16 protein-coding genes are annotated in these 19,153 nt (G+C 52.6%); 6 read left to right on the top strand and 10 right to left on the bottom strand.

The annotated features are described in order from the left end of the window. Window positions 1-22: 22 nt before the first annotated feature. A complete protein-coding gene (gene gltS / locus X965_RS05960; protein WP_004236569.1) occupies window positions 23-1,255 on the bottom strand; it encodes a sodium/glutamate symporter in 1,233 nt (410 codons plus the stop codon). Between the two features lie 240 nt (window positions 1,256-1,495). Between gltS and X965_RS05965 the strand changes: the two genes are divergently transcribed. Together X965_RS05965 and X965_RS05970 are read left to right on the top strand one after the other, a co-directional pair. Beyond that, window positions 1,496-2,881 carry a uracil-xanthine permease family protein gene (locus X965_RS05965; protein ID WP_004236571.1) on the top strand — a complete coding sequence of 462 codons (1,386 nt, stop codon included), beginning with the start codon at window positions 1,496-1,498 and terminating at the stop codon, window positions 2,879-2,881. A gap of 130 nt (window positions 2,882-3,011) precedes the next feature. Next, complete coding sequence (locus tag X965_RS05970; RefSeq protein WP_036417402.1) at window positions 3,012-4,775, top strand: hypothetical protein; 1,764 nt, start codon at window positions 3,012-3,014, stop codon at window positions 4,773-4,775. A gap of 145 nt (window positions 4,776-4,920) precedes the next feature. Here the strand turns inward: X965_RS05970 and fabY are convergent, their stop codons facing one another. The 4 genes from fabY to typA all read right to left on the bottom strand — a co-directional run bounded on the left by fabY (window position 4,921) and on the right by typA (window position 9,019). After that, window positions 4,921-5,838 (bottom strand): fatty acid biosynthesis protein FabY, encoded by a 918-nt coding sequence (fabY, locus tag X965_RS05975; protein ID WP_015422399.1) that lies wholly within the window; start codon window positions 5,836-5,838, stop codon window positions 4,921-4,923. A 50-nt stretch (window positions 5,839-5,888) separates the two neighbouring features. Continuing rightward, entirely contained in the window at window positions 5,889-6,326 is a 438-nt protein-coding gene (gene dtd / locus X965_RS05980) for a D-aminoacyl-tRNA deacylase (RefSeq protein WP_004236576.1), read from the bottom strand. Window positions 6,327-6,359: 33 nt separating this feature from the next. Beyond that, window positions 6,360-6,977, bottom strand: coding sequence for a glucose-1-phosphatase (yihX, locus tag X965_RS05985; protein ID WP_024473631.1), 618 nt, complete (start codon window positions 6,975-6,977; stop codon window positions 6,360-6,362). Window positions 6,978-7,198: 221 nt separating this feature from the next. After that, window positions 7,199-9,019 (bottom strand): ribosome-dependent GTPase TypA, encoded by a 1,821-nt coding sequence (gene typA, locus X965_RS05990; RefSeq protein WP_004236578.1) that lies wholly within the window; start codon window positions 9,017-9,019, stop codon window positions 7,199-7,201. A gap of 561 nt (window positions 9,020-9,580) precedes the next feature. Here typA and glnA point away from each other — a divergent pair. From glnA to glnG, 3 genes are all read left to right on the top strand, one after another. Next, entirely contained in the window at window positions 9,581-10,990 is a 1,410-nt protein-coding gene (gene glnA, locus X965_RS05995) for a glutamate--ammonia ligase (protein ID WP_004236580.1), read from the top strand. Between the two features lie 153 nt (window positions 10,991-11,143). Continuing rightward, on the top strand, window positions 11,144-12,193 hold the full coding sequence (gene glnL, locus X965_RS06000; protein ID WP_024473632.1) for a nitrogen regulation protein NR(II): 1,050 nt from the start codon (window positions 11,144-11,146) through the stop codon (window positions 12,191-12,193). Window positions 12,194-12,211: 18 nt separating this feature from the next. Beyond that, on the top strand, window positions 12,212-13,666 hold the full coding sequence (gene glnG / locus X965_RS06005; protein ID WP_036417404.1) for a nitrogen regulation protein NR(I): 1,455 nt from the start codon (window positions 12,212-12,214) through the stop codon (window positions 13,664-13,666). Here the strand turns inward: glnG and hemN are convergent. From hemN to yihI, 3 genes are all read right to left on the bottom strand, one after another. Next, window positions 13,663-15,033 (bottom strand): oxygen-independent coproporphyrinogen III oxidase, encoded by a 1,371-nt coding sequence (hemN, locus tag X965_RS06010; protein WP_036417405.1) that lies wholly within the window; start codon window positions 15,031-15,033, stop codon window positions 13,663-13,665. The two genes, glnG and hemN, sit on opposite strands and share 4 nt — an antisense overlap. 132 nt (window positions 15,034-15,165) lie before the next feature. After that, the gene (locus X965_RS06015) at window positions 15,166-15,444 is read right to left on the bottom strand and encodes a SemiSWEET family transporter (RefSeq protein WP_036417407.1); all 279 of its coding nucleotides are present in this window, start codon (window positions 15,442-15,444) and stop codon (window positions 15,166-15,168) included. 241 nt (window positions 15,445-15,685) lie between these two features. Further along, the gene (yihI, locus tag X965_RS06020) at window positions 15,686-16,189 is read right to left on the bottom strand and encodes a Der GTPase-activating protein YihI (protein WP_004236585.1); all 504 of its coding nucleotides are present in this window, start codon (window positions 16,187-16,189) and stop codon (window positions 15,686-15,688) included. A gap of 215 nt (window positions 16,190-16,404) precedes the next feature. Between yihI and X965_RS06025 the strand changes: the two genes are divergently transcribed. Then, on the top strand, window positions 16,405-17,877 hold the full coding sequence (locus tag X965_RS06025) for a glycosyltransferase family 39 protein (protein WP_036417408.1): 1,473 nt from the start codon (window positions 16,405-16,407) through the stop codon (window positions 17,875-17,877). A 64-nt stretch (window positions 17,878-17,941) separates the two neighbouring features. Here X965_RS06025 and X965_RS06030 read toward each other — a convergent pair whose 3' ends face one another. Both X965_RS06030 and fabR read right to left on the bottom strand, forming a co-directional pair. Then, window positions 17,942-18,316 (bottom strand): YijD family membrane protein, encoded by a 375-nt coding sequence (locus X965_RS06030; protein ID WP_004236587.1) that lies wholly within the window; start codon window positions 18,314-18,316, stop codon window positions 17,942-17,944. Between the two features lie 23 nt (window positions 18,317-18,339). Further along, window positions 18,340-18,996 carry an HTH-type transcriptional repressor FabR gene (gene fabR, locus X965_RS06035; protein WP_004240776.1) on the bottom strand — a complete coding sequence of 219 codons (657 nt, stop codon included), beginning with the start codon at window positions 18,994-18,996 and terminating at the stop codon, window positions 18,340-18,342. Window positions 18,997-19,153: the final 157 nt, after the last annotated feature.

Here is a 19,153-nt window from a genome sequence, read left to right on the forward strand (position 1 = left end):
GCCTGCTTTAAGAACTGTTCTGTTACCCGCCCGCAGCCGGGAAGATAGGTAACGCCAGGAAGAACGGAATAACCAGTGCGTTAATCAGATCCAGGAAGAACGCCCCCACCATCGGTACCACCAGGAAGGCCACATGGGAAGGACCGAAGCGATCAGTTACCGCCTGCATGTTGGCAATCGCGGTTGGTGTCGCGCCCATCCCGAAGCCACAGTGACCGGCAGCCAGTACCGCCGCATCATAGTTTTTCCCCATCACACGGTAAGTGACGAAGACGGCATACAGCGCCATCACCACGGTCTGTACCGCCAGAATCACCAGCATCGGTACCGCCAGAGAGGCGATTTCCCACAGTTTCAGGCTCATCAGTGCCATCGCCAGGAACAGTGACAGACTGACGTTACCCAGCACCGACACCGCCCGTTCAAACACACGGTAGAAGCCCATCAGTGACAGACTGTTGCTCAGGATAACCCCGATAAACAGCACACACACGAACGCCGGGATCTGGAACTTCCACTGCATCGACGTGAAGAAATCCGTCAGAACACCATACAGATACGTCCCTGCCAGCAAACAGATAGCAATCAGTGCAATTGTTTCAAGCAGAACCATTGAAGTGATCATGCGTCCGGCCTGCGGTTTTTCAAACGCGGTCGGTGCTTCATCATCCTGTAATTTCACATCGCTCATGGCTGTCTTTTTGATCAGGAAACGGGCCACCGGACCACCAATCAGGCCGCCGAGCACCAGACCAAATGTGGCACAGGCAATCGCAATTTCTGTTGCAGAGGTGAAACCATAGCTGTCGCTGAAAATTTTACCCCATGCCGCCCCGGTACCGTGACCACCGGAAAGTGTGATAGAACCGGCCAGCAGACCAATCAGCGGGTCAAGCCCCATCATTTTCGCCAGGGAAATACCGACACTGTTCTGCACAATCAGTAAGCCCACAACGGCAATCACAAAGATAAATAATGTTTTACCGCCCGCCTTCAGGCTGGCTAAGTTGGCGTTTAAGCCGATGGTGGCGAAGAACGCCAGCATCAGCGGGTCTTTCAGTGAATCATCAAATTTCACTTCCAGATCCATACCGGATTTGAGCCCCAATAATACAATCGCGACCAGAAGACCACCGGCCACAGGCTCAGGAATAGTATACTTTTCGAGGAATGGTACAGTTTTTACGAGTTTACGTCCCAGTAATAGGACGAGTGTGGCCGCAACCAGCGTGCCGTAAACGTCGAGTTGATACATTCACGTACCCCTTTTATTGTTGGTATTTGTTACATCAGTATCGCGTTAATAACGTCCTTATTACGCAAGAAAAAAAGCAGGTATCGGGATTAAAGAAAAAAAAGCGGATAAAGACAAGTTAAAATAAATAAAACTGTGATTATATTCCGCTATAAAAAATAACATCTCATCCGCGCAAACGATTGCTTTTGTGCCGCAGATCATTAAAATACGGAAATTGCTTATCCCGGACCTGTTGACATGAACTCTGCAATTTCTGACAAAACCAGTGTAACTCCCGCGACTAACACAAATAGTGAACTCATCTACCGTCTGGAAGATCGTCCGCCGCTGCCGCAGACCCTCTTTGCCGCCTGCCAGCATCTGCTGGCGATGTTTGTGGCGGTGATTACGCCGGGGTTGCTTATCGCTCAGGCGCTTGGCCTTTCCGCCCATGATACCCAGCGGATTATCAGTATGTCGCTGTTCGCTTCCGGGCTGGCCTCACTGCTGCAAATCCGTACCTGGGGGCCGGTCGGCTCAGGGCTGCTCTCTATCCAGGGCACCAGCTTTAACTTTGTTGCCCCGCTGATTATGGGGGGTATGGCACTGAAAAATAATGGTGTGGATACGGAAGGAATGATGGCGGCGCTGTTCGGCACACTGATGCTGGCGGCGATGACAGAAGTGATCCTCTCCCGTTTCCTGCATCTGGCTCGCCGTATTATCACACCGCTGGTCTCCGGTGTGGTGGTGATGATTATCGGCCTGTCATTAATTCAGGTCGGGCTGACCTCCATCGGCGGCGGTTATGGCGCAATGGCGGATAACACCTTCGGCTCTGCCGATAACCTGATCCTCGCCGGTATTGTGCTGGCGGTGATTGTGCTGCTGAACCGCCAGAAAAACCCGTATCTGCGCGTCGCTTCACTGGTACTGGCGATGACCGCGGGCTATCTGGCCGCCTGGTGGATGGGCATGCTGCCGGATAACCATGCAGAAATTCCAAAAGAAATGATTGTGATCCCGGCACCGCTCTATTACGGCTTATCCATTGACTGGAACCTGCTGCTGCCGCTGATCCTGATCTTTATGGTGACCTCGCTGGAAACCATCGGTGATATTACCGCGACGTCCGATGTCTCCGAACAACCGGTGTCCGGCCCGCTCTATATGAAGCGCCTGAAAGGCGGCGTGCTGGCAAACGGTCTCAATTCCGCCCTGTCTGCGGTCTTTAACACCTTCCCGAACTCCTGTTTCGGGCAGAATAATGGTGTGATCCAACTGACCGGCGTTGCCAGCCGTTATGTCGGTTATGTGGTGGCACTGATGCTGATCGTGCTGGGGCTGTTCCCGGCCGTAGCCGGTTTTGTGCAGCACATTCCGGAGCCGGTACTCGGCGGTGCAACCATTGTGATGTTCGGGACGATTGCGGCATCCGGGGTGCGGATTGTTTCCCGCGAAACCCTGAACCGCCGGGCAATTATGATTATTGCGCTGTCGCTGGCTGTCGGCATGGGGGTTTCCCAGCAGCCGCTGATCCTGCAGTTCGCACCGGACTGGCTGAAAACCCTGCTTTCTTCAGGAATTGCGGCCGGTGGCCTGACCGCGATAGCCCTGAACCTGATTTTTCCGCCGGAGAAATAATCATCTGTTTAACCGCGTGACCGGAAACGGTCACGCGGGCTGCTCTGTGCGGAAAAACCGCGATAATCCTTGTCACCATAAAGAGCCTCACGCTAGTATGCCCTCAGGATTATCTATCGGGGAGCGCATTATGAAATGGTTGGGACGGGCTGTTTTCTGGCTGATAACACTGGTCATTATTCTTATCGTTGCCACGGCCCTTGTGGTGCAGACATCATGGGGTACAAAACAGGTTTCAGCCCTTATCAGTGACAACACACGCTACAAAGTCTCGCTTTCCGCGATAAGTCACTCGCTCTCATCTCCCTCACTTATTTCACTCAGTGATGTCAGCATCAGCACGGTTTCCGGTGATTTTGCCCTGGAAGCGGCCAATGTTGAGCTGACCCTGGACTGGCGCAGTTTTTCTGAACCCGGCTGGTTTGCCCGTATCATTGTGCAGAAAGGGGATATCGAAATTTCTGATGCTGCTGACAGCAGCACCCTGCCGGTCAGTGCCGGGTTATTACAGCTCAATCAGACCGCACTCCGCCGCACCGACGGCAACCGGGTAATTGACGCGGAAGGTGTTACCGGCGGGATCACACCGTGGCAGCCGCAGGGCAGTGACCTGACCGGAAACGGCAAATACCAGTTTTCCGCCAACAGCCTGAATTACTACGGGCTGCCGCTGAAAAATATCCTGACACAGGGCGAGGTCAGCGGAAAACAATTCACGTTTGATAACCTGACCGCCACACTGGAAAACGGCCTGATCACCGCCACCGGACGCCGCAGCGCCGAAGGTCAGTGGCAGCTGGATAACCTGTTGCTTAATGATATCCGCTGGCAGACACCGCAAACACTGACACAGCTGGCAGACAGCACAGAAAACCTGCCGGATATTCAGGCCAGGAATATCACCGCCACCAATATCAAGCTCGAAGGTCATCAGTGGGCGGTAAACTATCTGGAAGGCACGGTCAAAAATCTGGCCTTTAAACAAGGGCGCTGGCAGACGGACAACGGACAGGCAGATATCGCCGCAGCAGATCTGACACTCAGCGGGCAGCATTTTTCTGACATTATCAGCACCCTGGAACTGCGCGGCGATCAGATTGCGGTCAACCGTCTGACCGGCCGCTATGACAAGAGTATTCTGCGCTTTACCGGGGAGTGGAACCGCGCCACCCGGACACTGGATATCACCAGCGGTGTCGCCGACAACCTGCTGTACAACCTCCCGGAACAGTGGTTCGCCGCATTACAGGAAGCCGCCCCGCAGGGAATTGATGCTATCCGCCTGCAGGATATTAAAGTCTCCAATGCCCTGCTGATTGATACACAGCCGGTTTTCCCGTTCCAGCTCACCAATGTGAACGGCTACATCAAAACCATGCAGATCCTGAAATCCGGTCAGTGGGGATTATGGGACGGCGAGCTTTCTGTCAGTGCCGGCAATGCCACCTTTAACCGGGTCGAACTGCACCGCCCGTATCTGACTCTGACTGCCGGAACTGACAGCGCGGCAACCACACAATTTGCCGCCTCTGCCGAGGAAGGGTTGCTGAAAATGCAGTTTCAGGCCACGCCATCCGGTACTGTGCCTTTCAGTTTCACATTACAGGCAACCGGTGCGGACAGTCAGATCCTGTCACAATGGGGCTGGCAACCTGCTCCGCTGACCGGCAGCGCCAATTACACCCTGCGTCTGAACGGGCAGTTGCGGGCAGAGGATATCCGCAGCACACTGAGCGGCATGCTCTCCGGACAGGATAAACAGGGAAATCAGATAAACCGGGCTATCACGCAGGGACAGATGAGCAACACCCCGGGATCCGCAGAGCCGGTACCTTCTGCCCCGCCTGCACAGCGGGTGATCCCGGATAACAGCGAAACCGGAGAAATTCTGTAACCTTTGCTGATACAAAAACAGCGCCGTAAGGCGCTGTAGCGTCATCCATGACGCGCATGCTTTTCGTCCGCCTGCCCGTTATCACCGCCGTATCTGACCAATTGTCCTCTCTGTCAGCCACAGCGAAAGAAATGTGTTTTACCTCTCACTCCGCGCTGTGTTTCTGGCCGGGCAGCACCATATAGGTACCGGTAAAGACCGCGCCGACTTCATCCCCCTGCCCGACAGTCACTTCCAGCTTAATCCGCGCTTTACTGCCGCGTGCCAGACGATCCAGGTCACCGCTGAGTTTATCGCGGGAAGCAATGGCTTCTGGTCTGCCTGCCACGGCCTTGCGGTAACGGATATTGGCATCCACCAGCACAATATCGCCGTCCAGGGAGTTTTCCTGTAACAGCAGCCAGATAAGTCCCCAGCCGGTCAGTGTCGCCATCGAGAACTGGCTGCCGGCAAAAATGGTCTGATGCAGGTTCTGGTTCGGGCCTTCCGGCATGGTGGTCATAAATTCCTGACCGGTGTACTGCGTAATGCGGATCCCCATTTTTTCGCTCAGGGGAATGGTTTCATACCATGCTTTCTGTAATTCAGCACACCAGTCAGGACGATGCAGGATCGCATCGAGGGTTTCAACGGATTTAATCATAAAAAAATGACGAACAGGCGTCGTTTGCGGGCCTGTAATCGGTCCTCTGTTTTCAAAACCTGATTTTTCAAAAAATGCGACCGCTTCCTCACGGGCACTGCAGACAATCCGCTTAACACCTTCCTGACGCGCCACGGACTCCAGTGCGCGTGCAATCAGTGTGCCCAGCCCGCGTCCCTGCATCTGCGGATCAACTGCCAGAAAGCGGATCGCGCCTTCATTTTCTGCATTGATATACAAACGGCCGACAGCCACAGGCTGCCCGGTTTCGTCCACCACCATCTGATGATGTGCATAGGTATCATAACCGTCCTTTTCCGATCCCTGCGGCTGATTCAGCGGCTTGCGCAGCATCGCCCAGCGGAAATGAAAATAGCTTTCCAGCTCCTGATCGGTTTTTGGTACACGTAAATGATACATCGCACTTTCTCCTGTCAGTGGTAACCGGTGACCGGCCTGAGACTGTTGTATCATACCTGCAGCCAGAAAGTGACCGGACCATCGTTTGTCAGACTGACCTGCATGTCAGCCGCAAACCGGCCTGTTTCCGTCACCATTCCGGCTGCACGGCACTGCGCTACAAAGTGCTCATATAAGGCATTGGCTTTTTCCGGTGCCGCGCCGTTTGAAAATCCCGGGCGCATTCCTTTTTGTGTTTCCGCTGCTAAGGTGAACTGTGACACCACCAGCAGCTGACCGCCGGACTGCGCCACATTCAGGTTCATTTTTCCGTCCGCATCACTGAAAATGCGGTAACCCATCACTTTCTCACTCAGGCGTTTTGATTTTTGTTCGTCGTCATCCCGCTCAACACCCAGAAGAACCAGCAATCCGGGACCGATTTCACCGGCAATTTCCCCGGCGATCCGGACATCCGCGCGGGTCACACGCTGTATTAATGCAATCATGTCATATCCGTTTAAAAAACAATCACACCTGAATTACTCAGTCACTTCTGCTGAAAAATCATACTCTGCAAAATAACGGGAGACTGTGTCACGATCGGTGACAAACACGCCTTTGATACCGAGTGCCACTGCCGCATCCACGTTTTCGCGGACATCATCAAAGAACACGGCATCCTGCGGCTCAAATTCTTCGGTTTCAAGCACATACTGATAGATATCCGGGTCCGGCTTGCGCAGTCCCAGATCCTGGGAGAGATACAGGAAATCCGCAGATGCGGCAATTTCCGGATAGTGCTGCGGCCAGTAATCCTGATGCAGACGGTTGGTGTTAGAGAGCACCACCACGCGGTGTCCCTGCTCACGCAGCCTGTTCATGATATCAATCACATCAGGGCGGACAGAGATAAAGATAGCCTGCCAGCCTTCGGCAAACTCATCGAAACTCAGCGACATATCCAGCTGGTCATTAATGGCTTCGGCAAATTCAACATCGGAAATTTTGCCGCATTCATGCTGTTTAAAGGTTTCACCATGAATAAAATCACTGCTCAGTTCGGACAGCGGCTTGCCGCTCAGATTACTCCAGACTGATAAAACACGTTTAAAATCAATATCAATAATGACATTACCCATGTCAAAAATATAAAGCATACCATCCCTCCGGGTTGATGAATTATTTTTACTCTACCCGCAGACTCTCTTCCTGAACAGAGTGAAAACCATTTTCGGTGAGAAAAAATATCCGGGAGTGCGATCCCGCCCGTATTTCCGTGCGGTTATCAGCCTGTGACCGGTATGTGATCAGCACACAGAAAAAGCTCAGGGCGCCCGGAGGCGCCCTGAGTGGCATGAATCAAAACAACCGGCAGAGATTAATCTTTGCTGCGGTGTGCGCGTTTGCGGTCGTTTTCAGTCAGGTGGCGTTTACGCAGACGGATAGACTTCGGCGTTACTTCCACTAATTCGTCGTCATCGATAAATTCTAACGCCTGTTCCAGGGTTTTCTCGATAAACGGAGTCAGTGTGGTCGCTTCATCAGTACCGGATGCACGCATGTTGGTCAGTTTCTTACCGGTCAGGCAGTTAACTGTCAGGTCGTTTGAACGTGAGTGAATACCGATCAGCTGGCCTTCATACACTTCAGTACCGTGACCGACAAACAGCTTACCGCGATCCTGCAGGCTGTACAGTGCGTATGCAACTGCTTTACCCTGACCGTTGGAAATCATCACACCGTTCTGACGGCGGCCGATTTCACCCTGTTTAACATCATCATAGTGACTGAATGTGGCATACAGTAAACCGGTACCGGAAGTCATGGTCATGAATTCAGTACGGAAACCAATCAGACCACGGCTCGGGATGCTGTAATCCAGACGTACGCGGCCTTTGCCATCCGGCATCATGTCACGCAGTTCGCCTTTACGCTCACCCAGTGCCATCATCACGTCACCCTGGTGCTGTTCTTCAATATCCAGAGTCACCTGCTCGAACGGCTCCTGTTTACGGCCGTCGATATCGCGGAAGATAACGCGCGGACGGGATACCGCCAGCTCAAAACCTTCACGGCGCATGTTTTCGATCAGAACAGATAAGTGCAGCTCACCACGGCCTGATACACGGAATGCATCCGGGTCTTCAGTTTCTTCAACGCGCAGTGCCACGTTGTGAACCAGCTCTTTCTTCAGACGGTCAAGGATCTGACGGGAAGTCACATATTTCCCTTCTTTACCGCAGAATGGTGAGGTGTTAACGCAGAAATACATGCTGACGGTCGGTTCATCAACGGCCAGTGGTTTTAATGCTTCAACACAGTTGGTGTCACAGATAGTATCTGAGATATTCAGTTCACCCAGACCGGTCAGCGCGATGATATCACCGGCTTCAGCAACTTCCGTTTCGATACGGTCCAGACCTAAATGTCCGAGAACCTTACCGATTTTACCGTTACGGGTTTTACCTTCCGCATCGATAACAGTAACCTGCTGGTTTGGTTTGACTTTACCGCGCTTGATGCGGCCAATCCCGATAACACCTAAATAGTTGTTGTAATCGAGCTGGGAGATCTGCATCTGGAACGGGCCGTCGAGGTCAACCTGAGGCGGCTCAACATACTTAACAATAGCTTCGTACAGCGGAGTCATATCATCCGCCATATCGTTATAATCGGTGCCCGCAATACCATTCAGCGCAGATGCATAAATGATAGGGAAGTCGAGCTGCTCGTCAGTTGCGCCGAGGTTGTCAAACAGGTCAAACACCTGGTCGATAACCCAGTCAGGACGTGCGCCCGGACGGTCAATTTTGTTGATAACGACGATTGGTTTCAGACCGTTTGCAAACGCTTTCTGCGTTACAAAGCGGGTCTGCGGCATAGGACCGTCCATCGCATCTACCAGCAGCAGTACGCTGTCAACCATGGACATCACACGTTCTACTTCACCACCGAAATCGGCGTGCCCCGGGGTGTCAACGATGTTGATGTGATAGTCGTTCCACGTAATCGCGGTATTTTTTGCAAGAATAGTAATGCCGCGCTCTCTTTCCAGATCGCCGGAGTCCATTACACGCTCTTCCGGTTTTGAACGCTCATCAAACGTACCGGACTGCTGTAATAATTTATCGACCAGCGTGGTCTTGCCATGGTCAACGTGAGCGATGATGGCAATATTTCTTAATTTCTCGATAGACAAAGACTTGTACCGTTTTCGTTAATGGATGGGAATTACGTCACAGATAGCATTCTTTTCAACAACGCCCATCTATGGTGTAGATGTTTGGTGGTATTTTACACGTTCTCTGAGGCAAGTGAAAGAAGTGTGATACATCTCACTTAAAAAATAAATGATTATAAAACATGGAGATAAAATTCATCCTGCCATTTTTTTACAAAATCAGCGGCGCATACCACGCTCAGCGACGAATTCAGAGGGGCATATCATAAACCTATTCAGGATAAAAGAGATACTTTTTTTGCGTTTGTGGCCGGGAAACGGTGCACTGATTTCATTGCACCATAACAGTGCATCGCGGATCTGCAAGCTGAATCAAAAATGCACCAATATGGTGCAATTCACCCTGTTTCCGCTATCCTTATCTGAGTAACCCGCAGCAGTAACGCGGCTTACCCCCTTTTAAAAAAGTTGGCACGCTTTTCGCTTTATATTTATCAAGCAATGTGAGAACCGCAATCAGTGTCCCTCCGGGTGACCACCAGAGGATTGACGGAACATCCCAAACCAGGAGATCTGAATATGTCTGTTGAACATGTATTGACCATGATGGAAGAGTACAACGTTAAATTCGTGGACTTACGCTTTACCGATACCAAAGGCAAGGAACAGCATGTGTCGATCCCTGCTCATCAGGTAGATGAAGATTTCTTCGAAGACGGAAAAATGTTTGACGGTTCCTCAATGGCCGGCTGGAAAGGCATCAACGAATCTGACATGGTACTGATGCCGATTGCGGAATCCGCCCTGATCGACCCGTTCTTTGAAGTCCCGACACTGGTTCTGCGCTGTGATGTGTTAGAGCCGAACACCATGCAGGGTTATGACCGTGACCCGCGCTCTATCGCCAAACGTGCCGAAGATTTCCTGCGCACCAGCGGTATTGCGGATACAGTCCTGTTCGGGCCTGAACCTGAGTTTTTCCTGTTTGATGACATCCGTTTCGGTGCTGATATCTCCGGTGCTTACTATCATATCAATGATATTGAAGCTGCCTGGAACACCGGTACTGTCTATCCGGAAGGCAACAAAGGTCATCGTCCGCGCGTGAAAGGCGGTTACTTCCCGCTGCCGCCGGTCGATTCCTCACAGGATCTGCGTTCTGAAATGTGTCTGGTCATGGAAGAGATGGGTCTGGTCGTGGAAGCACATCACCACGAAGTCGGTACTGCCGGCCAGAACGAAATCGCCACCCGCTTCAATACCATGACGCTGAAAGCGGACGAAACCCAGATGTACAAATATGTGGTGCAGAATGTGGCGCACCGCTACGGCAAAACCGCGACCTTTATGCCAAAACCGCTGGTCGGCGATAACGGCTCCGGTATGCACTGCCATATGTCTCTGTCAAAAGACGGCGTTAACCTGTTCTCCGGGGATAAATATGCCGGTCTGTCAGAAATGGCACTCTATTACATCGGCGGGATCATCAAACACGCCCGTGCCCTGAACGCCTTTACCAACCCGACCACCAACTCTTACAAACGTCTGGTGCCGGGCTACGAAGCACCGGTCATGCTGGCTTACTCTGCACGTAACCGTTCGGCCTCAATCCGTATTCCGATTGTGTCCAGCGCGAAAGCCCGCCGTATTGAAGTCCGCTTCCCGGACCCGGCTGCTAACCCGTATCTGGCCTTTGCCGCACAGCTGATGGCCGGTCTGGACGGTATCATCAATAAAATTCATCCGGGCGATGCCATGGATAAAAACCTGTATGACCTGCCGCCGGAAGAAGCGAAAGAAATCCCGACAGTCGCACCGTCTCTGGGTGATGCACTGGATGCGCTGGCAGCGGATCATGAGTTCCTGGTGCGCGGCGGTGTGTTTACCGAAGATGCGATTAACACCTATATCGACCTGCTGCGTGCTGATGTTCAGCGCCTGAATATGACACCGCATCCGGTTGAATTTGATATGTATTACAGCGTGTGATTCTGATAGTGCCGCTGTCTGGCGGCACTCAGAGTGACAGGTTCCGGTTTATTTTGTTGCCGTGAAGCACTTGACCCGCCGTTGGGCGGGTCCTTTTCTCCTGCGGGGTAAATACGCTACAATGCACCAAATTGGTGCAAAGAGGTGGATAATATGAACCCGGATAACAAACCGCAGGCAGAGCAGCTCCTTGATTCACTGATCAACTGTGTCCTGCTGCTGGATAATGATTTGATTATCCGTTACGCCAATCAATCGGCTATGCAGTTATTCGCCCAGAGTGCCCGTAAACTCACCGGCACGCCGCTCCCTATTTTATACAGCTACCTTTCCCTCGATACCGCCACATTGCAGACCACACTGGCAGAAGGCCACAGCTTTACTGACAACGATGTGACCCTGGTGGTAAATAACCAGATGCACGCTCTTTCGCTGAGTGCCCAGCCGGTATCCGGCGATTTTATTCTGCTGGAACTGACACCGCTCGACAGTCACCGGCGCATTACCCAGGAACAATTACAGCAGGCGCAGCAGGCTGCCGCCCGTGATCTGGTACGCGGGCTGGCGCATGAAATCAAAAATCCGCTCGGCGGGTTACGCGGTGCCGCACAGCTGTTATCCCGCGCGCTGCCGGATCCGGCACTTCAGGAATACACACAGGTGATTATCGAGCAGGCCGATCGCCTGCGGGCGCTGGTTGATCGTCTTCTCGGCCCCCAGCATCCGGGGCAGAAAAGCCTGCAGAGTATTCACCATGTGGCGGAGCGGGTTTTTCAGCTCATCAATCTGGAAAAACCGGACAATATCACGCTGGTCAAAGACTACGATCCCAGTTTGCCGGAGTTGTCGCATTATCCCGACCAGATCGAGCAGGTTATCCTCAATATTATGCGCAATGCCCTGGAGGCCCTGCATTCCGCAGGCGGCACCATTATTCTGCGTACCCGCACCGCATTCCAGGTAATGCTGCACGGAGAACGCTACCGGCTGGCCGCCAGGATTGATATTGAGGACAACGGCCCGGGTATTCCGCCGCATATCCTGGATACCCTGTTCTATCCGATGGTCAGCGGCCGCGAAGGCGGTTCCGGGCTGGGTTTATCCATTGCCCGCAATCTTATCGATCAGCATAACGGCAAAATTGAGTTCAGCAGCTGGCCGGGTCACACCTTATTTTCACTTTATCTGCCAATCCGTCAGTAAGCCTGTTGAGGAGGTCATATGCAGCCGGGAAAAATCTGGGTCGTTGATGATGACAGCGCGATCCGCTGGGTGCTCGAGCGCGCACTGAGCAGCGCCGGTTATGCCTGTGTCTGTTTTGACAGTGCTGAAAATGCCCTTGCGGCCCTGAACAGCGGACAGCCGGACGTGCTGATCTCCGATATCCGGATGCCGGGCATGGACGGTCTGTCTCTGCTGGCGGCGGTCAAACAGCATAACCCGTTACTGCCGGTGATTATTATGACCGCCCATTCCGACCTGGATGCCGCAGTGAATGCTTACCAGCAGGGCGCGTTTGATTATCTGCCGAAACCCTTTGATATTGATGATGCAGTCACGCTGGTGGCTCGCGCCCTGGAACATTACCGCGAGCAGCATCTGCCGGTACGGCAGGAAGCGGCCGCCGATCCGGTGTCCGGCATTATCGGTGAATCCGCCGCCATGCAGGAGGTGTACCGGGTAATAGGCCGGTTATCCCGCTCCTCCATCAGTGTGCTGATTAACGGCGAATCCGGGACCGGGAAAGAGCTGGTGGCGCATGCCCTGCACCATCACAGCCCGCGGGCGGATGCGCCGTTTATTGCCCTCAATATGGCGGCGATCCCGAAAGATTTGATTGAATCAGAACTCTTCGGCCATGAAAAAGGCGCATTTACCGGGGCATCACAGGTGCGGCAGGGGCGTTTTGAGCAGGCGGACGGCGGCTCGCTGTTTCTTGATGAAATCGGCGATATGCCGCTCGATATTCAGACACGACTGCTGCGTGTACTGGCGGAAGGCCAGTTTTACCGCGTCGGCGGTTACGCGCCGGTGAAGGTGGATGTGAGAATTATTGCTGCCACTCATCAGGATCTGGAGCGGCTGGTGGCGGAAGGTAAATTCCGCGAGGACCTGTTCCACCGCCTGAATGTTATCCGCATGCAGCTGCCGCCGCTGCGGGAACGTCCGGGGGATATTCCGCGTCTGACGCGTCATTTTCTGCAGAAAACCGCAAAAGAGCTGGGAACAGAAGCGAAAAGCCTGCATCCGGATACCGAAGCACTGCTGATGCAACTGCCGTGGTCCGGTAACGTCCGCCAGCTGGAAAACGTCTGCCGCTGGCTGACCGTGATGTCCGCCACCCAGGAAGTCCTGCCGCAGGATCTGCCTGCCGACCTGACCATGACTGCCGCCGGAGAACACATCCGCAATGAGCACAACCATAATCCGGCAGCCGGAAACTGGGATCAGCAGCTGGCGCAGTGGGCGGATGCACAGTTACGGGCCGGGAAAACCGATCTGCTGGCGGATGCTCTGCCGCTGTTTGAACGTACCCTGCTGCAGTGCGCACTGAATTACAGCAACGGACACAAGCAGGATGCCGCCCGCCTGCTGGGCTGGGGGCGTAATACGCTGACGCGGAAACTGAAAGAAGCCGGGATTGATGACGCTGCATCAACCCCGGAAACAGATTAAATCACGCGGGAGAACTGACGCTGACGCATCTGGTTGCGCAGATAAGTATCAAAACACATACAGATATTACGGATAAGCAGCCGTCCGCGCGGTGTGACCACCAGAGCATCGTCGCGGATCTCAACCAGCCCGTCATCCGCCATCGGCTGCAATAATTGCAAATCTTCGGCGAAATGGGTTTTAAAATCCAGGTTATACTGCTTTTCAATCTGTGAATAATCCAGCCGGAAGTTGCAGATCAGCGCCTTAATCACATCGCGGCGCAGGCAGTCTTCCTCTGTCAGCACCAGACCACGGCACAACCCGTTGCCGCGCTCTTCCACCTGTGCATACCAGGTTTTCAGGTCTTTCTGGTTCTGGGCATAGTGATCACCCAGCATGCTGATCGCAGAGACACCAAAGCCCAGCAAATCGCACTCCTCATGGGTGGTGTACCCCTGGAAATTACGGTGCAGGATGCCGTTATTCTGTGCGACCGCCAGCTCATCATCCGGTTTGGCGAAGTGATCCATGCCGATAAACTGATAACCGCTGCCGGTCAGGTTTTCAATCGTCTGCTGTAAAATCGTCAGTTTCTGCTCTGCGGAAGGCAGGTCTTCATCTTTGATTTTCCGCTGGGCGGCAAACAGGTCCGGCAGATGGGCATAGTTAAAGACACTCAGGCGATCCGGTGACAGTTCCGCCACCCGTTTCAGGGTAAAAGCAAAGCTCTCCGGCGTCTGTTTCGGCAGCCCGTAAATCAGGTCGATGCTGACGGATTCAAACCCGGTTGCACGGGCACGCTCCACCAGCGCAAAAATCGTCGCTTCATCCTGCTCACGGTTGACCAGGCGCTGCACCTCTTTGTTGAAATCCTGCACCCCCATGCTCAGACGGTTAAATCCTTCCGCCCGCAGATGGTCGATAACGTCCAATTCTATTTCACGCGGATCGATTTCAATGGAAAGCTCGGCATCCGGCGCAAAGCGGAAATGCTGACGCAGCATGCCGGTCAGACGGCTGATCTGTACTTTATCGAGATAGGTCGGCGTACCGCCGCCCCAGTGCATCTGATGCACTTCGCGTCCGGCAAACAACGGGGCACGGGCGGCGATTTCATTCTCCAGCACGGCCAGATATTCATCCGCCTTATGCTTCTGACGTGTGACTAATTTATTACAGCCGCAGAAGTAACATAATTTATGGCAGAACGGGATATGCACATATAACGACAGCGGGCGCTCCGGATAGCGGTTTGCTGAGGCGATAAAATCACTGTCACTGTACTGCTGATTAAATTCCAGTGCGGTCGGATACGAAGTGTATCGCGGACCGGAATAGTTATATTTCCGGATCAATGCCAGATCCCAGATGATCGCGTCAGACATGCTCTCCCCTTTGCCTCACCATTGCAGAATTAATGTATTTCCGTTCTCTGACGGTTTTGTGTGCCGCACAGTTTATCGGATCTGCCGCCCGATTAATATGATCGTGCCACAGACGGATAATCAGGCGGGTCACTATAATGCTGTCAGCATTGCCGCCAGCCCGGACAAAACACCGGGGGCATTGGCCACCGCAACCGGCAGATCTTTCACTTTAAAGCCGTAAATCACCCAAAGTGTACAGTTAAATGCGGCAGCCAGCGGCTGCAGCGGTGACGTTTTATGTCCCGCCAGATTATCCATAATCTGTGGAATATAGGAGACATACATACAAAATGCCGTAAAGGTTGCCACCCAGCCGAGGCAGCGGATAAAGCGGCTGTGATCGTGCGGCGGACGTTTTGTATCACTCATTGGTTTCTCCCGGTGAACAGCATCAGCATAATCCCGTATTACTCTTCAGAATTATTTATTATTCTCAGTAAGATATCTGCCATAACTGTCACAGAAAAACCGCCGCACGGCGCTGTTTAATCCTCTGTTAAGGCAGACAGTACCGCAAACACGTAGGCTTAAAATAAGAAAACCGGCATAACAGTCGCCCGTTACGCCGGTTTTGATGCAGTACCGCCGGTTTCAGTAAAATAACTGAGGATCAGCGCCCTTTCAGCAGTTGCATGATGTCGTCGGTTTTCTCTTCATCATCATCTTCATCAAGAGAAATACCGAGTTTTTCCATCAGCGCATCGATACGTTCCAGCATGGTATCAACGTAGGTGTTTTCTTCTGCGGTCAGGGTTTCGTTGTTCTCCAGGCGCAGTAACAGTGCATCGAGACGCTCGTCGTTCTCGAGTTTTGCCAGCTCCTCTTCAGGAGACAGTCTGGCTTTGACCGGCTCAGCCGGTTTTTTTACCGCCGGTTTGACGGAGGTTTTACCTTCCGCAAACAGCGGAACCGGTTTTTTACTGCCGATACGCGGATCAGCAACCGCATTCTCCGCACCACGGCCGGTCTTGCGGGCATCATCCTGCTGACGGGCACCGGACGGATTACCGCGGTGTTTTTTCTGCCGTTTGCGTTCACGGCCTTCCGCGTTGAGCTCCTCACGGCTTTTCTTTGGTGTCCGTGACCGGGCTGGTTTTTTTGAAATAGCGGCCATATACCTTACTCGCTTAAAAATAACTGATTAATTTGTGTTAACATTTACCACGTAAATGAACAGTACAAAACTATATTCATGGTTTCCGGGCTGCCCGCAGCCATGACAATGATTCGCTGGCGGCTAGTTTACCCTGATTTCCGTCAAAACGATCTATCATTTCGCCTCCGGGTGAATAATGAACACAGCCATTATTTTAACCAAGATATAGAATTATGCACTTTTCACAACAAACGTCGCACCGCCCTGTCTGGTTTTGGGTCGCTGCTTATGTCACGCTCTGGATTATTGTCAGCTACGGATTGGATCCGACGGTGCCCTACGATGCCGTGGAAGCCCTGAACTGGGGCAAAACCGGTGAATGGGGTGCACCGAAAAATCCGTGGCTGGTCGGTATGCTGATGTACCCGGTCATCGCCTTCCCTGACCTGATTGCTGCCGATTTTTACTGGTACTTCATTCATTTTACCGGCATCGGTATTGGTATGTGCGGGGTGTGGTATCTGACACACCGCCTCACACAGCGTTCTGATTTCGCCTGGCTGGCACTGTTGTCACTGAATCTGTCGGGGATCATTAATTTCGATTTAATCCCTTATAATGATAACTATATCCTGGTCACCTTCTGGCCGTGGATGCTGTACTTTTTTGTCCGCGCCGTTTATGACAACCCGGCCTGGTGGATTGGCTTTGCACTGTCATCCGGGCTGGCAACCATGGGGAAATATTCCACGCTCGCACTCACCGGGATGGTCTTTCTCTTCACCCTGTTTGTGCCGAAAGCGCGGGAAAGTTACCGTTCCCCCTGGTTTTATGCTGCGATAGCCATCTGGTTTGCACTGGTCGTCCCGAATATTATCTGGCTGATGAATAATGATTTTGCCGCCTTTAAATGGGTCGATTCACAGATTAAAACCGGCCTGACCCTGAAAACCACCGGTTCACTGTTTACGGTGTTCTATCCGCTGATCATTATTGCCGTCATTATCCGCCTGAAAGGCGGCCGTTTCGGCTGGCCGGAAGAGCAGGCAAAACGGCTTATCAATATTATGATTCTGGCACCACTCACGGTGATTTATGTCTGGTTCACCTTCCATCAGGGCGGACGTATTACCGAGTGGCTGCAGCCTTTTGTTCTGCTGTGTATTCCGGCACTGATCTGCTCTGTGGTCACACCGCCGGTAAAACCGCTGAAAAACGTGATGAACGGGCTGATAGTGTTTGCCGTCATTGTTATTACAGGCTATGCCGCAGTGATGGGATTCAACATCCGTGACGCCGGGCAAAAAAATATCGGGATGAAAACCTTTACGGCGGAGGCAGAAAGCTGGTGGGAACAGGAAACCGGAAAACCACTGAAATACACCGGCGGGGAATATCTGCATGAATGGGTAACGTTTTACGGTAAACATCAGCCGGAAACACTTCAGCCGTGGATCAATGAGTTCGGCCATGATTACCGGGCAACCAATATTTATAATCTGCATGTCACCCGTGATGATATCCGCCGTCACGGTGCGCTGCTGATCGGCAAAATAAACCGGACCTGTGCCGATGAGCCGTTTACCGGTGCCCTGGAAGACTGGCCGGATCTGGTTATCGTGAAGCGTAAACAGGTGGTCTATCAGTCACAGCCGGGCGCAAAAGAAGAGGCGGTCTGCCTGGGGATTGTCCGGCCGGAACAATAAAGCAGACACAAAAAACCCCCGGCAGCGGGTTGCCACCGGGGGTATGTTCAGTAAATTGCCGCGATTACTCTGTCACTTCATCCTGCCCGGTGGCACGGCGCTGTTTCATCGCCCGGTAGAGCCACAACGCGATAATCACAATAAAGACGGCAGAAAAGTAGTTTGATCCGGCTTCCGGATATTCTGCGCGCATCAGGGCGTTATAGGAGAACAGACCCAGGAAGAACGTACCGGTTACCAGTTTCGGCATGCCTTCCGGCAGCATCTGGTTGAGGTAACGCTGATGGAAACAATAGACCGCAAGGCACAATGCCAGAACCGGAAAAACCGAAAAATGGACTGCGGAATTAAAAAGTGCTGAAAAAGTACCGTGTACTGAAAGCCCGACAATAAAAGCGAGCAGTAAGGTTCCTTTGTCACGGCGATGTTGTTCCGTCATAACGTTCTCCTTGGTGATAAGTGTCAGATTAATGGGGTGTAATCGGAGTCATGCATTTTCTCTTGTTCGCGGCGGTACCAGTAATACGCGCCTCTGGCGATCATCCGCAGCTGTAATACCAGCCGCTCTTCCAGGTGCGCCCGCTTTTCCAAATCAATATCCAGTGCTTCCGCACCGGCGCTGAAAACGATGGTCACCATCGATTCTGCCTGCAATTCAGTAAACTGACGCGGCATTTTACTTTCCAGTTCCAGATAGTCTGCCAGTTCTGCAATAAAATGCTGGATTTCCCGTGCGACCGCTGCACGGAATTCCGCGGATGTGCCGGAGCGCTCACGCAATAATAACCTGAAAGCGTTGGGGTTATTACCGATAAACTCCATAAATGTCGCAACTGATGTCCGGATCACACTCCCGCCTTTGGCGATACGCTGACGCGCCTGACGCATCAGCTGGCGCAGCATCAGCCCGCTCTCATCCACCATCGTCAGCCCCAGTTCATCCACATCTTTGAAATGGCGATAAAAAGAGGTCGGGGCGATCCCGGCTTCACGGGCAACCTCGCGCAGGCTCAGACTGGTGAAGCTGCGCTCAGCGCTGAGCTGACTGAAGGCAGCTTCAATCAGGGCCCGGCGGGTTTTTTCTTTCTGTTTTGCTCTTACACCAATCACGTTACTCACGGAATTCAGACTCTCAATTTATTCAGACGGATCAATATAACAAACTTAATACTTTTTTCAGTGATGATTAGCTTATGGCCGGTGAAATTCCTGAAAAAAAGATTTCCTGAAGTGTGACCTGTAAACCTTACTAATCATAGGTTGATTTTCCATCTGA

The sequence above is a fragment of the Morganella sp. EGD-HP17 genome (genome assembly GCF_000512315.2).
Classification (GTDB): domain Bacteria; phylum Pseudomonadota; class Gammaproteobacteria; order Enterobacterales; family Enterobacteriaceae; genus Morganella; species Morganella morganii.